Here is an 18,435-nt window from a genome sequence, read left to right on the forward strand (position 1 = left end):
CTCATCCTTCGCTTCTTCCTCTTTCGGCACTGGGAGTTCCACATGGGACAGATGATCGACTTCACCCGCCCTGACGGCGGCACCACCGCCGGCTACCTGGCCAGCGCCGGCGACGGCGCGCCCGGCATGATCCTCATCCAGGAATGGTGGGGGCTCAAACCCCACATCAAGGAGATCGCCGAGCGCCTGGCCTCCGCCGGCATCACGACGCTGGCGCCCGACCTGTACCGCGGCCGCATCGCCACCACCGCCGACGAGGCCAGCCACATGATGGACGGCCTGGACTTCGTCGACGCCACCACGCAGGACCTGCAGGGCGCGCTGACCCACCTGCGCGAGCATCTCGGCTGCGGCCAGGTCGGCGTGATGGGCTATTGCATGGGCGGCGCGCTGACCATCCTCGCGGGCGTGAACCTCAAGGACCTGCAGGCGGCGGTCTGCTACTACGGCATCCCGCCGAGCGAGTTCGCCGATCCGGCGAAGATAGCCGCGCCCTTCCTCGGCCACTTCGCCACCCGCGACGACTGGTGCACGCCGGAGAAGGTCGACGAACTGGAAGCCCGCATGAAGTCCGCAGGCAAGCACCCGGTCATCCATCGCTACGTCGCGGACCACGCCTTCTCCAACAAGACCCGCCCCGAGGTCTACGACGAAGCGGCCGCCGAGCTCGCCTGGTCGCGCACCCTGGACTTCCTCAAGCAACACCTCGCCTGATCACCGGAATAGCCGAACCCATGACCTGCCATCGCCGCCGCCTCCTTCCCACCGCCGCCGCTGTCTGGGCGCTGATCGCTTCATCCGCCTTCGCACAGACCACGCCGGCCTCGGGGCCGGCGTCGGCGACGGCGCGCGCCGCCTCGGAGACCGCGCCGCCGCCGCTGGATCCGCGCGTCGCGCCGCTGCTCGCGGACATTTCCGCCGAGCGCATCGAATCGACCATCCGCAAGCTCGCCGCCTTCGGCACGCGCCACACGGCGTCGGACACGAAGAGCGACACGCGCGGCATCGGCGCGGCGCGGCGCTGGATCGAGCGGCAGCTGAAGGACTGCAGCGCGAAGACCGGCGGCCGGCTGCAGGTCACGATGGACGCCTTCATCGAGCCGGCGGGCAACCGCCTCTCGGCGCCGACGGAGCTGGTGAACGTCGTGGCCACGCTGCCCGGCGCGTCGGCCGGCACGCCGCGTGAACGCATCCTCGTGGTGAGCGGGCATTACGACTCGCGCAACAGCGACGTGATGGACGCGCAGGGCGAAGCGCCCGGCGCCAACGACGACGCCTCCGGCACGGCGGCTGTCATGGAGATGGCCTGCGCCGCGGCCAGGCAGCGCTTCGACGCGACGCTCGTGTTCATGGCGGTTCCCGGCGAGGAGCAGGGCCTGCTCGGCGCCCGCCACTGGGCCCGTCGAGCGCGTGCGCAGGGGCTGAACGTCGAAGGCATGATCACCAACGACATCGTCGGCAGCTCGCGCGGCGACAAGGGCGAGCACGATCCGAAGCGCCTGCGCCTGTTCGCCGACGGCTTCGATCCGCTGCTGCGCCTGCTGGTCAACGCGAACGCGAACAGCCCTGCCAACGAGGACGAGGTCAAGACGAACGCGGCGATCCGCGCGCAGCTGCAACCGCTGGCGGTGGCCGGCGGCGGCGAGGAGCTGCCGACGCAGCAGTTCGGCCGTCACCTGAAGGCCGAGGGCGAGCGCTACCTGCCGGGCTTCCGCATCGACCTGATCCAGCGTCGCGACCGCTACCTGCGCGGCGGCGATCACCTGCCCTTCCTGGAGCGCGGCTACGCGGCGGTGCGTTTCTCCGAGCCCTTCGAGGACTTCCGCCACCAGCACCAGAACCTGCGCACCGAGGGCGGCGTCGTCTACGGCGACCTGCCGGAGTTCGTCGACTTCGGCTACGTGGCCGACGTGGCGCGCGTGAACCTCGCAGGCCTGGCGACCTTGGCCTGGGCGCCGTCGCCGGTGAAGGGCGCGCGCATCGACGCGCGCGAGCTGACCAACGACACGACGCTGCTGTGGACCGCGAACGTCGATCCGGAGCTGGCGGGTTATCGCGTCGTCTGGCGCCGCAGCGAATCGCAGGCGTGGGAAGGGGCGAAGGACGTGGGCGACGTCACCAAGGTCACGCTGCCGCTGTCCAAGGACAACCTGATCTTCGGCGTGCAGGCCGTGTCGAAATCAGGGCACGCGAGCCTGGCGAGTTACCCGTTGCCGCTGGCGCGTTGAGCGCGGCGTCGGAAAGACGTCTCAAGCCTCAGGCAAGGCGTGTCCCGCATCGCGGGCCGCCTGCGCCCAACGGCGGATCGTCGCGCGCAGTCGCCGGTGTGAGGCATCGTCAAGAGGCATGTCACCAGTGAGCGCGAGTGCAGCATCCGATGTCACGTATCCGTGCTCGAACAGCGCGGTACAGAACTCGCGGTCCTTGTCCCGACCAGCAGCCGCCTTCGCGAGGAACAGATCGACAATGCCAAGGCAGTAGCCCACCCGGTCGTTCGTATTGCCGTTCTGGACCCGACGCACGCGCGTCATCCAGTCCTTCGGCAGGACCGCCGTGTCCGGTCCGACGCCTTGAGCGTAGTAGCCATAGGTCTCGTGGAACGCCGAACCTTCGCCGATGGCGCCGTCGATCATGTCCGCGAGTTCCGGCGCCTGGAGCGGATAGATGTCCGCTTCCATGGAGACGGTGAAGACGTCTTCGGGCTGCGCTGTCGTGCCGAGGATCGACTGGCTCCCCAGGATCACGAATTCGTACTGGTCCGTGATGTCGCCGCTCGCGCGGATGATGTGTTCCAGCTCCTGTCGCGTCATGCAGTCTCTCCCGACTATTCCGGCGGAGTGCCGATGTCCGAGTCGAGGATGACGCCGTTCTTGAGTTCGTTCACTTGCCTCAAGATGCGTTGTCGCACCTCCTCCGGGAGGAGGGTGACCAGAGGAGATGTCTGTCGAAGCTGTTGCGCGCGCCGCGTGGCGCCCAGCACCTTCCGCCAGGTGCCGTCGCGAAGGATGTCCTGCCACTCGCGCCACAACGTTGCCGAACGGGCGTCGCCCGAAGAGAGCCAACGGTCGACAGTGGCTTCGGCCTTTTGAATTAGCGCCGGATCGGCCTTGACCCGACGCACGGCCTCCTGATGAAGCGCAATGCTCTGCAGGTCCTGGAGTCGATGCTTCGCATTGCTGGCAGCGACTTCCACGCGCACAGCCGGCGCCTCTCGCCGCGATCTCGCGGCCGCTGAATCCGCGGGAGGGGGCTGCAGGATGTCGCCAGCGAGCAAGGCGAGTTCACGACTGACCCCCAGTACCGACATCACGCGCAGATAGGTGCCTATCGACGTCGCCGGATCTCCGGTCTCCACGGCCCGCAGGGTGTTGCGCGTGATGCCCACCTGCGCGGCCATGTCGACCGTGCCGAGGCCTTGCGATTTGCGAAGTCGGCGAAGTCGTTCACCGAGCTGGAGCAGCAACTGGCGATCGAGAACCTCGTGGGCTTGATGGACGCTCATTTGGTCAACATATTAACCAAAACACGGAATTTTGGTCATTTTGCTGATCAAGCGATCAAACATCAACTCACCGCAGCACGCCCTTCCCCAACCACTGCCCCCAGATCTTCATCGTCACGCGCTGATCCGAGAGCCCGGGGTACTCGGCCATGGTCTTGCGCAGCGCTGTCTCGTCGGTGCCGCGCGAGAACACGACCTCGCCGATGGGGCCCTCTTCCAGCGAATACCAGGCCCCGATGACGCCCTCGTCGAGCGCGCGTTGCAGGAAGATCGGGACCGCGTCCTTGTCCTTCGCCTCCGCGCGGGTGAACAGCACGATGCGGTTCTCCTCGATCCCGTTCGGATCGATGCCGGTGTGGTGAAGCGCCTGGTGCACCGTCGCCGGCTGGGCGTTGACCACCATGTAGCCTTCTCGGATGTACTGGTCGGGCTCGAAGTAGCTCAGCAGGATCTGCCGGTTGGGCGCCTTCACCACGACGATCCCGCGCTTCTGCTTCAACGGGTCGCGCATCGGCCCGGCGGCGAAGAGCTTCTCGTCGGCGAAGAGCCGCTTGAAGTTTTCCAGGTGCCCGGTCTGCATGGCCGCGACGGCGGCCTTGTCGTCGGGCACCGGCTTGCCGGTCTCCAGGAAGATGAACCAGTACTGTTCGGCTGCGATCATGGACGGACGGGTCTGTGCACGGGCCGGCAGCGCCGCCAGCGCGGATAACGCAGGGACGGCGGCCGCCGTGGCGATCAGGGAACGTCGTTGCATCGGAGTCTCCTTTGTCGTTCACCGGGCCGTCGGACGGACCCCGGCATCGACCAATGACTCTACTCCCGGCCGCCGCCCGTGCCGAGCACCTGCAGCGAACGCAGCATCAGCCGGCTGCTGGTGACGTTGGTGGCGCAGGCGACGTTGTGGACGTCGCAGGCGCGGACCAGCGCATTGATGTCGGGTTCATGCGGCTGCGGCGTCATCGGGTCGCGCAGGAAGACGACCGCATCCACCAGCCCGACCGCCAGCCGCGCGCCGATCTGCAGGTCGCCGCCGTGCGGTCCGGACAGCATGCGCTCGACCGTCAGGCCGACCTCGGCCGCCAGGCGCGAGCCGGTCGTGCCGGTCGCCACCAGGTCGCAGCCGCCGAGGAAACCGGCGAACTCGGTGGCGAGCATCACCATCTCGTCCTTCTTGCCGTCGTGGGCGATCAGGGCGATGCGCAGGCGCGCGGGCGCGGCGGGCGCCGCCGTAGAACCGGGAACGGGAGCGGTGGAGGCAGTCATGCCCGTGATCGTAGGCCCGCAGGAACGGTGCGCGAGTTACCGACGCGGTTCTTTCTGCGTCGCCAGCGGCACGTTGCCGACGCCGCGGTTCATCGCGTTGAGCAGGTCACCGTTGTCCTGGCTGAGTTCCCAGGCGAAGACGCCCGCCAACCCCTGGTCGCGCACGAACTGACCCTTGGCGAGCACGGCGCGCGGATCGTCGTAGCCCATCCAGAGCTTCTGCTTGGGATTGAACAGCGACCACGACTGCGTCACCGGATCCCAGACGGACTGGTAGCCCGCGCGGCCGTTGCCCTTCGCATCGAGGATGCGGCCGGCCATCTCGCGATAGCCCTGCGCGCCCTCGCCGCCGGGATAAGCCCCGGTCTTCGCCGTACCCGCTTTCGTCTCGCTCACGCCCGTGAAGCCGCGGCCGTACATCGCGACGCCAGCCACCAGCTTCGAACGCGGCACGCCGGCCTTCTCCAGGTTGGCCACCGCGCGCTCCAGGCTGTCGTCCGCCTGCGGCGACGACGCGCGCAGCGTCGTGTGATGCCCTGCCACCGGCGACCACATGCCGTAGAAGTCGTAGGTCATCATGAAGACGAGATCCAACGGCTTGGACGCGTCCTTGAAGTTGATCTTGCCGACGATCGAATCCATCGGATTCACCGCCGTCGTCAGCAGGTAGGGACGGCCCGTCTCCGCGGTCAGCGCGTCCAGCGCCTTGCGCAGGTCGGCCATCAGTTCCGCATAGGACTGGCCGTCCTGCGGACTGCCGAGCTGCACGCCGTTGGCGGCTCCGTTGTTGCCGGGGTGCTCCCAGTCGATGTCGATGCCGTCGAAGCCCGGATGGTCCCGCAGGAACTGCTGCGCCGAGGCCGCGAACACCGCGCGCTTCGCCGGATCGCCGACCAGGTGGAAGATGGGATCCGACCCGCCCCAGCCACCCACCGACGCGACGATCTTCAGGTGCGGCGCACGCTGCTTGTAGCGTTGGAACGCGGTGTTGAAGCGCGCATCGATCAGGCCGGTGCCGATCTCGAAATCCTTCTTGCCGACGCACTTGGCGGCGTCCTTCTCCAACTGGCCGGGACCGCACAGGCGCAGGAAGGCGTAGAGCACGTGCGTGAGGTTCTGCGGCGGGATGCGCTCGATCAGTTCGACGGGCTCCCAGTTCGGCACGTAGATGCCGACGATCTTGCCGCCGGTGCGCTCGAACTCGACCGGCTTCGCGCCGAAGAGCGCGTATCCCGGCGATGCCGCCAGCGCACCCGCCTTGGCCGCCGACCTGGCATCACCCTTGGACTCGGCGGCCGGCGTCGCGGCGATCGCAGCCGAAGCAGCAATGGCGCCCAGCGCTGCGATCGCGGCAGTCAGCGGGCTCGGGATGCGGGACAGGACTCGAACGGACATGCGGGGCCTCCAATGGACGCCGCAGCTTAGCGGATCGAGTCGAAAATTAACACCAGTCAAATACCAATTCGACCGATGCGTGGGTTTCAGAGAAACCTTTATGGAGCCACTTCCCCCTATGGCGCCACGTCGACCCGAAGCTGCAGTTCCCGGAGCTTCTGCACCTCCGCGTCCCGCGTGCTGTAGGTGTTGCGGTTGGCGCTCGAGGTCACGCTGCCCGTTCGCGCGATCGTGACCCAGATGCCGAGCGGCGCCTGGACGGTGCTGAGGACGTCGGTGCTGGGACGCTGCTGGCCGTCGGGCAGCGAGGTGCCGTACGCGCCGCCCTGCGGCATCTGCGCCTGGTCGGAGGCGCGGACCTCGACGTCCACCGGGCTGCGTCCGCCCGGCCACTTCGGTCGCACGACGATGCCGCGCACGCGCTCGGCCATGCCTTGGCGCGGCACGACGACGACGCGATCGCGCTCGCGCTCGCGCTCGCCCTGTTGACGATCCATCGCGACATCGACCCATTGGATCGGCGTCGATTCGGTCATCGTGAACGAGGCCTGCGAGCCGTTGAGCACCAGCAGGCGCGGGAACAGCTGCTGGCGTTGCTCGCGGTTCTCGGTGGAGAGCGCCACGCCGCCGCGCGCCGACACGCTGCCGCCTGTGCTGACCACCGTGCTGCCGTCGCGGATGCCGGCGACCGTGGAGCCGCTGAGCTCGGACTCGACCCAGCGCATCTCGACCTGCAGGTTCTGCTTCGGGCCTTGCGCATGGGCCGGCGTCATCACGGAGGCGCCGATGCCGAGCGCGGCGGCGGCAAGAACGACGAAGCGGCGATGGGAGTTCATCGCGGCAGCATACGCCGCGAGGACGTCACTCGCGAGGCCACCAAGGATGTCAGCGGTTCAGCGCTCTGCAGCGGTCGATGTCGCAGGCGGTGGGCAGCGTCGAGCGGTACTCGACGACGCTGCCCCAGCTCTTCGGATCGCGCAGCGCGCAGCGTTCGCCCTTGCCGTTGTCGTAGTAGGACATCGTGTCGACGCAGCGCTTGGAATGCGCCATCAGGCCGAGGAAATGGCCCATCTCGTGCGAGAGCACCATCTGCAGCGTCTGGTCCGCGGGGTGCTTCGGGTTGCGCTCGCGCAGCAGCGCGAAGAGGCCGGGGCCGATCGACAGGCTGCGCGCCGTCACGTTGGCCAGCGCGAACTGGCCGCGGCTGCCGACGTCGCTCCAGAGGATCTGGATGGCGTCCTCCGGCGGCACCTGACCGCGCGGCACCGCGATGACGGCGAGCTTCAGCCCGCAGGCGGACCAGGCCTCGGCGGAGCGCTTCACCAGCGCCATCACCTGCGCTTCGTTGAACCAGGGCGGCGCGTTGTCGTGGCGGTAGGCGAATCGCAAGGAACGCGTCGTGATCGCGCGATCGCGGCCGTCGCCCCAGGTCTGCACTTCGCCGGGCAGGCATTGGGCGATTTCCTGGTCGCGCACGGAGGGGATCGTCGCAGGGGTCTTGCCCTTCTCCGGCGGGACGAGCTGCGCGTTCGCGCCAAGGGGCGTGAGCGCACCGGGCAACGCCAAGGCCATCGCGGCCAACGCACGACGCGCGCTCATGCTCATGCCCGCGAGGCCTTCAGCACGCCGCGCACGTGCGGCCACAGCAGGTTGATCGCGAGCCCGCTGATCACCAGCGCCGCCGCCATCAGCTTCCACGGCGGCAATCCTTCGCCGAGCAGCAGCGCGGAGCAGCTCATGCCGAACACGGGGACGAGCAGCGCCATCGGGACGATGGTCGCGGCGGGGTGGCGAGACAGCAGGAAGCTCCACGCGCCGTAGCCGAAGAGCGTGTTGCCGACCGACTGCCAGAGCACCGCGCCCCATGCGCCGACGCTGGCGTTCCGGATCGCCTCGCCCATCTGCGCGGGACCTTCGACGATGAAGGACAGCGCGAACAACGCGGGCGCGGCGAAGGCACTGCTCCAGACGACATAGGCCAGCATGTTCACGGCGCCGGCGCGCTTGCCGACGATGTTGCCGCTGGACCAGCACAGCGCGGCGAGCAGCACCATCCCGAGGCCGAGCACGGTGGTCGTGCCGTCGGTGTGCGAGGCGATGACGCCGATGCCGGCCGCCGCCGTAATGAGCGCGAGCCACCGGAAGCCCTGGACGCGTTCGCCGCTCATGCGCATGGCGAGCAGCAAGGTGAAGAACACCTGCGTCTGGATGACGAGCGAGGCGAGCCCCGGCGAGATCTGCGAGCGCATCGCGAGGTAGAGCAGCGCGAACTGGCCGACGCCGACAAAGGCGCCATACGCGGCGAGGTTGCGCCAGCCGACCTTCGGACGCGGCAGCAGCAGCATCGCGGGCAGCGCCGCGAAGGTGAAGCGCAGCGCCGCGAACAGCAGCGGCGGGAACGCGTTCAGGCCCCAGCGGATCACGACGAAATTGCTTCCCCAGATGGCGACCACGGACAGCGCAAGCAGGAAATGTCGGAGCGGTAGCGTCATGGCGGCCGGGGAGCGAGGGGGACCGTCGACTATGCCTGCTGGGCTCTGCGCGGACCCGGTACAGGGGATTGGGTGTGCGACCGGTACAGGACCGGCGTACTGCGTCGGCCGCTGGCCCTCACCCCCCGCCCTCTCCCGCTTGCGGGAGAGGGTGGGGGTGAGGGCCAGCGGCGGTGGAAGTGCTGAAGCCTTCTTTCGGCGAGCGCCATCAGCCCTTCGGCTTCAGATGCCCCAACGGCAACGCCCCGCCCGCCTTCACTTCCCCCAGCGAGAAGCTCGTGTGGATGTCCTTCACGTTCGGCAGGTTCAGCAGCGTGTCGATCGAGAACCGGCTGAACGCATCCAGGTCGGTGGCCATCACTTCCAGCTCGAAGGTCCCGGCGCCGCTGATGTAGTGGCAGGCGATCACCTCCGGCAGTTGCCGGATCGCCTCCTCCAGTTGCTTGGTCGCCGCGCCGTTGTTGCGGTCGGCATCGACCCGCACGAAGGCGAGCACGCCCAGGCCGAGCCGGCGCCGGTCGATCTCCGCGCGATAGCCTGTGATGAAGCCCTGCTCCTCCAGCCACCGCACCCGCCGCCAGGTCGGCGCCGCCGACAGCCCGATCCGCGCCGCCAGCTCCGCGTTGGACAGGCGCGCCTCGCGCTGCAACTCTCCCAGGATCGCCACGTGATACCGGTCGAGTTCGCCGCTTGCCGGAGCCCCGGATCCGCCCGCGTCGTCACCCCGATCGGCACTCCGGTCCACCCCCTCGTCGCCGCCCGCGGAACCCGCCGTCGCCCTCATGGTTTTCCCTGAGGCTGCGTTTTTCGATGCCATTCGAATCCCTTTCGTCATTCAGGGAAAGATTCTTGCTCAAACGACCACCGCCGGCGCAGAACTAGCAAACACTCGCCGGGCGTTGTTTCCTACACTGTTCTCTGCGTTTTCCGCGCGCCGCCATACTTGGCGCGACGGCAGCCAAGGCACACGGCCCCGCCACAAGCGGGGCCCGAGGTCAGCCACCCATCAGGAGACTCCCCGCATGAACGCCCCCTTGCCCGAACACATCCTGCGCGCCCTGGAGAAGGTCACGCTGGATGACAAATACGCACTCGACGAGGGCCGCGCCTTCATGAGCGGCGTGCAGGCGCTGGTCCGCCTGCCGATGCTGCAACGCACCCGCGACGCCATCGCCGGCCTCAACACCGCCGGCTTCATCTCGGGCTACCGCGGCTCCCCGCTGGGCGGCTACGACCAGGCCCTGATGGCCGCGAAGAAGCACCTCGCCAAGCAGCACATCGTCTTCCAGCCGGGCGTCAACGAGGAACTCGGCGCCACCGCCGTCTGGGGCACCCAGCAGCTCGCGCTCTTCCCCGAGAAGGCGAAGTTCGACGGCGTCTTCGGCATGTGGTACGGCAAGGGTCCCGGCGTGGACCGCTCCATCGACGTGTTCAAGCACGCCAACATGGCCGGCACGTCCAAGCACGGCGGCGTGATCGCCATCGCCGCGGACGACCACATCGCCAAGAGCTCCACCGCCGCCCACCAGAGCGACCACGTCTTCAAGGCCGTCGGCTTCCCGGTGTTCTTCCCGAGCAGCGTCCAGGAGATCCTGGACATGGGCCTGCACGCCTTCGCGATGAGCCGCTTCTCCGGCCTGTGGTCGGGCATGAAGACCATCCAGGAGATCGTCGAATCGTCCAGCAGCGTCAGCGTCGATCCCGACCGCGTCGAGATCCTGATGCCCGAGGACTTCCAGATGCCCCCGGGCGGCCTGCACATCCGCTGGCCGGATCCGCCGCTGGATCAAGAGGCGCGGATGATGGACCACAAGTGGTATGCCGCCCTCGCCTACGTCCGCGCCAACAAGCTCAACCACAACGTCATCGCCACGCCGCACGACCGCATCGGCCTGATCGCCTCGGGCAAGGCCTGGAACGACACCCGCCAGGCGCTGCACGACCTGGGCCTGGACGACGACACCTGCCGCCGCCTGGGCATCCGGCTGCACAAGGTCAACGTGGTGTGGCCGCTGGAAGCGACCATCACGCGCGACTTCGCCACCGGGCTGCAGGAGATCCTCGTCATCGAGGAGAAGCGCCAGATGATCGAGTACCAGCTCAAGGAAGAGCTGTACAACTGGCGTCCGGACGTGCGCCCGAACGTGCTCGGCAAGTTCGACGAGACCGACGGCGACCGCAGCGGCGGCGAGTGGAGCCACCCGAACCCGAGCAGCAACTGGCTGCTGCGCCCGCAGGCCGACCTGACGCCGGCCATCATCGCGCGCGCCATCGCCAAGCGGCTGAAGAAGCTGGGCGTGGACGCCGACACCGCCGCGCGCCTGGACGCGCGCGTCGCGCTGATCGACGCCAAGGAGCAATCGCTCAAGAGCGAAGAGAAGACCGCCGGCGGCGCCGATCGCACGCCGTGGTTCTGCTCCGGCTGCCCGCACAACACCAGCACGCGCGTGCCGGACGGCTCGCGCGCCGTGGGCGGCATCGGCTGCCACTACATGGTCACCTGGATGCCGGGCCGCAACACCGCGACCTTCACCCAGATGGGCGGCGAGGGCGTGCCCTGGGTCGGCCAAGCGCCGTTCACCGACGAGAAGCACATCTTCAGCAACCTAGGCGACGGCACCTACTTCCACAGCGGCATCCTGGCGATACGCCAGTCCATCGCCGCGGGCGTGAACATCACCTACAAGGTGCTCTACAACGACGCGGTCGCGATGACCGGCGGCCAGCAGGTCGGTGAGCGCCCGGAGGGCCACAGCGTCACGCAGATCATGAACAGCCTGGTCAGCGAAGGCGTGGCCAAGCTGATCATCGTCACCGACGAGCCGGAGAAGTACGACGGCAAGCCGCTGGCGCCCGGCGTGACGGTGCACCACCGCGACGAGCTGGACGCGCTGCAGCGCCAGTTCCGCGAGATCCCCGGCACCACGGTCATCATCTACGACCAGACCTGCGCGACCGAGAAGCGCCGCCGCCGCAAGCGCGGCAAGCTGGTCGATCCGGCCAAGCGCACCGTCATCAACGAGTTGGTGTGCGAAGGCTGCGGCGACTGCTCCGTGCAGTCGAACTGCCTGTCCGTCGAGCCGCTGGAGACCGAGTTCGGTCGCAAGCGCCAGATCAACCAGAACACCTGCAACAAGGACTTCTCCTGCGTGAAGGGCTTCTGCCCGAGCTTCGTCACGATCGAAGGCGGTGAGCTCAAGAAGCCGAAGAAGGACAAGCGCGTCAGCCCGTTCGACGCGTCGCTGCCGGTGATCCCGCAGCCGACGATCCCGAACGCGGTCGAGGCCTGGGGCATCGTCGTGGCCGGCGTGGGCGGCACCGGCGTGATCACCATCGGCCAGCTGCTCGGCATGGCCGCGCATCTGGAAGGCAAGGGCGTGATCACGCAGGACGCGGCCGGCCTCGCGCAGAAGGGCGGCGCGACCTGGAGCCACATCCAGATCGCCAACACGCCGGACGCGATCCACTGCACCAAGGTCGGCACCGCGGAGGCCGACCTGGTCATCGCCTGCGATTCCATCGTCGCCGCCAACAAGACGACGCTGGCCGTGATGCGCGAAGGCCGCAGCTTCGTCGCGCTGAACACGCACGGCTCGCCGACTGCCACGCTGGTGAACGACGCCAACTGGTCCTTCCCCGGCGCGGCCTGCGAGGCCGCCGTGCAGAAGGCCGTGGGCGCCTCGCACCTGGGCATGTTCGACGCGGAAGAGGTCGCGGTGAAGCTGCTGGGCGACTCGCTGTACACCAACCCGCTGATGCTTGGCTACGCGTGGCAGAAGGGCCGCGTGCCGCTGAGCCACGCCGCGCTGATGCGCGCGGTCGAGCTCAACGGCGTGCAGGTCGACAACAACAAGGCCGCGTTCGAATGGGGCCGTCGCTGCGCGCACGATCTGGCGGCGGTGCAGTCGCTGTTCGCGGCGCAGCAGGTCATCAACTTCGTCAAGCGCCAGGGCGTGGACGAGCTGATCACCAAGCGCGTCGAGTTCCTGACCGACTACCAGAACGCCGCCTACGCCGAGCAGTACCGCGCCTTCGTCGAGAAGGTCCGCCAGGCGGAAGCGCCGGTGGGCGGCACGCGACTGACCGAGGCCGTGGCACGCTACCTGTTCAAGTTGATGGCCTACAAGGACGAATACGAAGTCGCCCGCCTGCACACCGACACCAAGTTCCTCGACAAGATCAAGGGCCAGTTCGAAGGCGACTTCAAGGTCGTGCATCACCTGGCCCCGCCGATGCTCGCGAAGAAGGACGACCACGGTCATCTGCAGAAGCGCCCCTTCGGCAGCTGGGTGCGTCCGGCGATGGGCGTGCTGGCCAAGATGAAGGGCCTGCGCGGCACGGCCTTCGATCCGTTCGGCCACACCGAGGAACGCAAGTCGGAACGCCAGCTGATCAAGGACTACCGCGCGACGATCGAGGCGATCCTGGCCAAGGGCCTCACCACCGAGCGCCTGTCGACGGCAGTCGAGCTGGCACGGATCCCGGAAGACATCCGCGGCTACGGCCACGTGAAGGAGCGCCATCTGAAGGCGGCGCGCCTCAAGTGGGACCAGCTGTCGAAGCAGTGGAACGAGGTGGTATGACGCGCCAAGGTCGCCGCTGACGGACGGCCGAGCGCGGGCTCTCCGCAGGGCATGGGGCCTCGCGTCCGCGAACCCCAAGCCCTACTCCGGCCCCACTCCCGCTCACTGCCTTCGGGCCTTGGCGATCGGATAGATGCAGCCCGCCCCGGGATGACCGGGGCGGGCTGTATGTCTTTCGTCACTCATCAGGCTTTTGGACGCCCCCGGATGGGGGAAGTGCGGATTTCCCGGCGGGTCACATCGATAGACTCGCACCCTTCGGCCCGCCAGAGGCCAGGTTCGATACACCGTTTCGAGGGAATTCCATGACCACCACCCCCTTCACCCGCAGCTTGCGGGTCCTTGTCGGCGCGCTGTTCGGCGCCCTGTTCATCGCGGCCACGCCTGCGTCGGCACAGTCCGGCGAGAACGATTTCGCCAAGGTGCTCACCGCCGCGCAGAACGACATCGTGAAGGGGCCGCAGGACGTGAAGCTGTCCAGCCAGGCCGTGCTGCACCTGCCCGAGGGCAAGGTCTACATCCCGCAGCCGCACGCGGCCAAGCTGATGCGCGCGATGGGCAACCCCGGCGACTACAGCGATCTGGAAGGCGTGGTGTTCCCGCGCGGCGACGCCGACTGGTTCGCGACGCTGCGTTTCGAGAAGTCCGGCTACATCAAGGACGACGACGCCAAGCACTGGGACGCCGCCGACATGCTCAAGAGCTTCAAGGAAGGCACCGAGGCCGCCAATGAGGAGCGCAAGAAGATGGGCGTCCGCGGCCTGGAGATCACCGGCTGGGCGCAGGAACCCGCCTACGCGGCGGACACGCACCGGCTGGTCTGGGCGATGAAGTCGCGCGAGGTCGGCGCGGCCGCCAACGAACCGCAAGGCGTCAACTACAACACCTACGCGCTGGGCCGCGAGGGCTACATGAGCCTGAACCTGGTTACCGGCCTGGACGATCTGCCGAAGTACAAGGGCGATGCGCAGCTGCTGCTGGGCGCGCTGGAGTTCAACGACGGCAAGCGCTACGCCGACTTCAACAGCAGCACCGACAAGGTCGCCGAGTACGGCCTGGCCGCACTGGTGCTGGGCGTGGGCGCGAAGAAGCTGGGCCTGCTGGCAGTGATCGGCGCGTTCTTCCTGAAGTTCGCCAAGATCATCATCCTGGCGGTCGTCGGGTTCGGCGGCGCGATCATGAAGTTCTTCGGCCGCAAGAAGAGCGAGTCCGCGGAGTCCTGATCGCATGACCAAGCTCCTGTTCCTGCTGTTCTCGGGCGTCAAGTTCAGCAAGCTGCTGCTCAGCGGGGGCACCATGCTGCTGTCGGTGCTGCTGTACGCGACCTTGTACGGCTGGCGCTACGCGGTCGGCTTCGTCGCGATGATCGTGATCCATGAACTGGGCCACTTCTTCGCGGCCCGCCACCGTGGACTGCCCGCTGGCCTACCCATGCTGATCCCCTTCATCGGCGCGTGGACCTCGATGGAGAAGATGCCACACGATGCGGAAACCGAGGCCTTCGTGGGCCTGGGCGGTCCGCTGTTGGGAACCGTCGCGGCCACCGGCTGCTATCTGATGGCACGCAGCTGGAACATCGACTGGCTGCTCGCGATCTCGTATGCCGGCTTCTTCCTGAACCTGTTCAACCTGATCCCGATGTCGCCGTTCGACGGCGGCCGGATCACGGCGGTGCTGTCGCCGCGGATCTGGTTCGCCGGCGTGCCGATCATGGTCGGGCTGTTTCTGTTCCGGCCCAGCCCGATGCTGCTGCTGATCGCGTTGCTGGCCGCGCCGCAGTTGATGGAGGCGTGGAAGTACCGCGCGGACAGCGAGGAGGCCTTGACCTACTACGCCGTCCCCACGCGCGTGAAGTGGGAGTACGCCGCGTACTACATCGGCCTGGCGGCCTTCCTCGCGGTCATGACGCAACGACRTCCACGAGGAWGMYRRKCGTCGRCSYGCMSGCWWGYMRGCKKSGCSTRATCATSGYCRCCTCGCCGCGGCGCAGCAGCGCGGCGGCGAAAGCGGCGTGGCGGCGTGGTGATCAGCCCGGTGCGCCGGGCGCGCCGGGCGCGCGATAGAACATCGCGGTGGGCGTCTTGCCCCCCTGGGCGCTCGCCCAGCGGAAGTGCGGGTAGGCGGCCTGGTTGTCGACGACGATCATCTCGTCCTGGTTGACGCAACGCACCACGAGGAAGACGTGGTCCTCGCCGTGGTGCTTCTCCTCGCGGCAGGTGCTGCCGATGTCCCCGCCGCGCTGGCTGCCGGGGGGCACCTCGATCCAGCCGCGCGCGAGCAGCGTCGCCGGCACGTCGATCGCCCAGCAGAGTTCGGGGATGTCGAAGCCCGCCGCCCGCATCAGCACCGACAGCGTCATCGCGCACCCGTCGGCGGGCTGCGCCTCGCCTTGCGAATCCAGCAATCTGCGCGCGGCGAGCGCCTGCGCGGCACAGAGCCGGTCGGGGTCGACCGCCAGCGCCAGCAGCCCGGGGATCCGGGCGCGATCCGGGGCGTCGTCGCCGGGACGGGGAGGAAGTTCGGTGAACGGCAGAGGATGGAACAACGGCATGGGGGCCTCGCAGTGACTGAAATGAGGGAGTGCCTCCCATCGCCTCGGCATGAGGCGGTGGGCGCACCCCTCAGTGAAGTCAGTCGGCCAAAGCGATTCAGTCCTGCTTGCGACGCTTGGCCGGCGGGGCGCTCTTGACGCCCTTGGCACGCTTGGCGGCATCGCGCGGCCCCGTGAGCTTCACAGCCTTCACGGCCTTGGCCGCCTTCTCCAGCGCCTGCCGCTGACGCGGCCTCAGCCATCCCAGCGAGAAGCCGGCCTGGGCCGCCGCGGGCACGTCGCTGCGTGCCATCACCAGCGCGAGTTGCTCACGCGCCTGGGACAGGCCCACCTCGAGATCGTTCAGCGCACCGAGCCGCTGCGCCGCCTCGTGCACACGGGCGAGCTGCCGGGCCCGGCCCTCGATCTCCTTCCTGGACAGCTTGCCGCCATCGGCTCCGCCGGGGACGGCGAACATCAGTTCCATCGCCAGGCGCAGCCGTCTGAGGCGGCGGCGCAGGTGATGCCGGCCCTCGACGTCGAGCCGGTCGAAGCGCTTGACCTGCTTGTCCGTCGCGGCGCGCCACTGCGCGAGCTGCGCGTGGACGGGGGCCAGGCCTTGCTCTTCCTCGGGCAGATGCTCCGGCGCGGGCCGCGCGAGCCAGCCGATGACCGCGAGCAACCAGCCCTGGATCTCCGGCGTGAGCAGCAGGCCGGCGACATCGATGGGCGGCACCGGCGCCGCCTCGGAGGCGGCGGACGGGCGCTCGGCATGCCAGGCGGCGAGCATCGTGCCGCGCCAGCCGGCTTCGGCCTGCGCATCCGCGTCGCGCGCGGCGGTGAGCCGTCGCGACAGTTGCCCCGCGCCTTCAGCGAGCGCATGCAGCGCGACGTCGTCGTCCGTCGCGAGGAGCCGCAGTCCGGCCCGCAGACGACGCAAGCCGACGCGCATCTGATGCAGGTGCTCGGGCCGATGACGACCGCTCGCGATCTGCGAGGCGTTGCCGATGACCGGCTCCAGGCACTCGCGCAGGAGGACGTGGAGCGCATCGTCGCGGCTCATGTCGCCGGTCCAGTGGATCGCGTGGGAAGCAGCCACCGGGGCGCAGTCGAGGTTGCGCGCGAGCAGGTCGCCACGCAGCGCTTTCGTGCGCAGCTCCAGCGAAAGTCCGAAGCGTTCGATGGCCCATTGCCGCGCGGTTTCGAGCACGGCGCGGGCCTCACCGCTCTTCAGCTCGATCTCGAGTTCGGCGACCGGCGTGCTGCGCAGCGACTCGCCTTCGCCCGCGAGCAGCGCGCCGTGATCGAGCGCCAGTTCGACGGTCCCATGCGGCGTGCGCAGCGGACGCGTGAGGCGGAGGATGTCGGTGCGGAACAGCGCCTGGAGCGCGCCCTCGGGCAGCGTGGCGAGCAGCGCCTGCAACGCCTGTCCCGCGGGATGGTCGGCGTGCCGCGTGACGTCGAGCTGAGGGATCTCGGCGCCGAGCGGCACGTTGTGTTCGAGGCGGGTCATGCCGTCGGGCGCGGCGCCCTTGAGCGTCTGCACCCAGACCTCGCCCTCACGTCGCAGCCGCAACGCGAAGCCGGCGTGCGCGAGGTCGCGCTCGGGCGTATCGAAGTACGAGGCCTGCAGACGTTCTTCCGTGGCCACGGACTTTCCGGTCCCGGCGACCCAGCGGCGCACGGCGGGCCATTGCGATTCGGGGATCTGGAAACGCAGTTCGATTTCGGTCATCAGGCAGTGTCGCATGCGAGGGGTGACAGGGATCGGGGAGCGACCGGCACGACTCAGTCGGCATGGGCTGCAACCTTACTCATCAATGGTCGCCGCTTCGCGACGAACCACGCAAGTTCTGCTTGACCAGCGGCGATGTTGACGGGGCGCAAGGCATGAAAGGAACTGGGCCGGAAACATGACCGCCCCGCTGTTCCGAGACATCCCCTCGTCATGATCAGTTCCACACTGGAGAGTGAGCCGCACGCAGCCACGGTCTCCTCAAGCGCGATCACCGATATTCCGGTGGCAGAGCACCTCGATGCGGTATCGCCGCGAAACCGAAGCAGGGTCGTCACACGCTTTGGTGCGCCGTGGGACCTCACCCATCTCGAGCCAATGGCATTCCGGATCGACCCGGGACTCGGCTTCGACATCGTGGTCGTCGCGTACTTCTCAAGTCATTGCTTCACACGCTCAGTCTCTTGGGACGGCAGGCCGCAACACATGATTCCGACGGGCGAGCTTTTCGACGACGGTCAAGAGATTCGCGTACTTTGCGAAGAGCGCCATTCCCTGTCGTTGATGCATCTGCCCAGGATCATCAGGGAACTGCCAAAACGTGCGATCCGCATCGCCCGTGAACAGCCGCAGAACTTCGTCACTGTCGAATCGGTGAACAGCAAGACTGGGACGTCGCAGCAGCACTATGTGCTGTTCTTCGAATTGAGCCGTGATGCCAAGCGGAAACGCCGACTCGTGCTCAAGGTTCAATCGGCCTATCTGAAACATCCGTTTGATGCCAGCTTGACGAAGGGCCGGAAAGTCAGCTTTGCGAAGCTGCTGAAAGCAACTTGCCTGCGACAACCTTTGAGGGGCTGACCGAAGCGATTGCACAAAAAAACAGGCGGCCACCCGGAGGTGGCCGCCGCACGCGGGGTTCTCTATCGCGTCAC

The 18,435-nt window shown here is 68.0% G+C and carries 16 protein-coding genes and 1 pseudogene; 6 read left to right on the plus strand and 11 right to left on the minus strand.

The window, feature by feature from the left end; genetic code table 11:
* The first annotated feature begins 42 nt into the window (after positions 1-42).
* Positions 43-714: a dienelactone hydrolase family protein gene (locus tag ABE85_RS20630; RefSeq protein ID WP_067279023.1), complete on the plus strand. Its 672-nt coding sequence runs from the start codon at positions 43-45 to the stop codon at positions 712-714.
* Between the two features lie 20 nt (positions 715-734).
* Positions 735-2,228, plus strand: a complete 1,494-nt coding sequence (locus ABE85_RS20635; protein ID WP_067279028.1) for a M28 family peptidase — start codon at positions 735-737, stop codon at positions 2,226-2,228.
* A gap of 21 nt (positions 2,229-2,249) precedes the next feature.
* Here ABE85_RS20635 and ABE85_RS20640 read toward each other — a convergent pair whose 3' ends face one another.
* From ABE85_RS20640 to ABE85_RS20680, 9 genes are all read right to left on the minus strand, one after another.
* Complete coding sequence (locus ABE85_RS20640) at positions 2,250-2,810, minus strand: DUF6036 family nucleotidyltransferase (protein ID WP_067279035.1); 561 nt, start codon at positions 2,808-2,810, stop codon at positions 2,250-2,252.
* A gap of 14 nt (positions 2,811-2,824) precedes the next feature.
* Entirely contained in the window at positions 2,825-3,502 is a 678-nt protein-coding gene (locus tag ABE85_RS20645; RefSeq protein ID WP_067279038.1) for a helix-turn-helix transcriptional regulator, read from the minus strand.
* A gap of 67 nt (positions 3,503-3,569) precedes the next feature.
* A complete protein-coding gene (locus ABE85_RS20650) occupies positions 3,570-4,256 on the minus strand; it encodes a YciI family protein (RefSeq protein ID WP_067279042.1) in 687 nt (228 codons plus the stop codon).
* Between the two features lie 59 nt (positions 4,257-4,315).
* On the minus strand, positions 4,316-4,765 hold the full coding sequence (locus ABE85_RS20655) for a methylglyoxal synthase (RefSeq protein WP_067279045.1): 450 nt from the start codon (positions 4,763-4,765) through the stop codon (positions 4,316-4,318).
* A 36-nt stretch (positions 4,766-4,801) separates the two neighbouring features.
* Positions 4,802-6,160, minus strand: coding sequence for a glycoside hydrolase family 18 protein (locus tag ABE85_RS20660; protein ID WP_067279048.1), 1,359 nt, complete (start codon positions 6,158-6,160; stop codon positions 4,802-4,804).
* Positions 6,161-6,276: 116 nt separating this feature from the next.
* Complete coding sequence (locus ABE85_RS28115) at positions 6,277-6,996, minus strand: hypothetical protein (RefSeq protein ID WP_067279051.1); 720 nt, start codon at positions 6,994-6,996, stop codon at positions 6,277-6,279.
* 49 nt (positions 6,997-7,045) lie between these two features.
* Complete coding sequence (locus tag ABE85_RS20670) at positions 7,046-7,765, minus strand: hypothetical protein (protein ID WP_067279054.1); 720 nt, start codon at positions 7,763-7,765, stop codon at positions 7,046-7,048.
* Positions 7,762-8,652, minus strand: a complete 891-nt coding sequence (locus ABE85_RS20675) for an EamA family transporter (RefSeq protein ID WP_067279056.1) — start codon at positions 8,650-8,652, stop codon at positions 7,762-7,764. Before ABE85_RS20675 ends, ABE85_RS20670 begins: the two co-directional genes overlap by 4 nt.
* 208 nt (positions 8,653-8,860) lie before the next feature.
* A complete protein-coding gene (locus tag ABE85_RS20680; RefSeq protein WP_067279059.1) occupies positions 8,861-9,436 on the minus strand; it encodes an Lrp/AsnC family transcriptional regulator in 576 nt (191 codons plus the stop codon).
* Positions 9,437-9,674: 238 nt separating this feature from the next.
* Here ABE85_RS20680 and ABE85_RS20685 point away from each other — a divergent pair, with 238 nt between their 5' ends.
* From ABE85_RS20685 to ABE85_RS28550, 3 genes and pseudogenes are all read left to right on the plus strand, one after another.
* A complete protein-coding gene (locus ABE85_RS20685; RefSeq protein WP_067279061.1) occupies positions 9,675-13,235 on the plus strand; it encodes an indolepyruvate ferredoxin oxidoreductase family protein in 3,561 nt (1,186 codons plus the stop codon).
* A gap of 305 nt (positions 13,236-13,540) precedes the next feature.
* Positions 13,541-14,458 carry a DUF2167 domain-containing protein gene (locus ABE85_RS20690; RefSeq protein WP_067279063.1) on the plus strand — a complete coding sequence of 306 codons (918 nt, stop codon included), beginning with the start codon at positions 13,541-13,543 and terminating at the stop codon, positions 14,456-14,458.
* A gap of 4 nt (positions 14,459-14,462) precedes the next feature.
* A pseudogene (locus tag ABE85_RS28550) lies at positions 14,463-15,200 on the plus strand (site-2 protease family protein).
* A 61-nt stretch (positions 15,201-15,261) separates the two neighbouring features.
* Here the strand turns inward: ABE85_RS28550 and ABE85_RS20700 are convergent.
* Together ABE85_RS20700 and ABE85_RS20705 are read right to left on the minus strand one after the other, a co-directional pair.
* Positions 15,262-15,786: a hypothetical protein gene (locus tag ABE85_RS20700; RefSeq protein WP_067279066.1), complete on the minus strand. Its 525-nt coding sequence runs from the start codon at positions 15,784-15,786 to the stop codon at positions 15,262-15,264.
* Positions 15,787-15,883: 97 nt separating this feature from the next.
* Positions 15,884-17,500, minus strand: coding sequence for an inorganic triphosphatase (locus ABE85_RS20705; RefSeq protein ID WP_067279073.1), 1,617 nt, complete (start codon positions 17,498-17,500; stop codon positions 15,884-15,886).
* A gap of 213 nt (positions 17,501-17,713) precedes the next feature.
* On the opposite strand from ABE85_RS20705, the gene ABE85_RS20710 reads away from it, so the two are divergent.
* Positions 17,714-18,361, plus strand: coding sequence for a hypothetical protein (locus ABE85_RS20710; RefSeq protein WP_157522691.1), 648 nt, complete (start codon positions 17,714-17,716; stop codon positions 18,359-18,361).
* Positions 18,362-18,435 lie beyond the last annotated feature (74 nt).

It is taken from the genome of Mitsuaria sp. 7 (genome assembly GCF_001653795.1).
Classification (GTDB): domain Bacteria; phylum Pseudomonadota; class Gammaproteobacteria; order Burkholderiales; family Burkholderiaceae_C; genus Roseateles.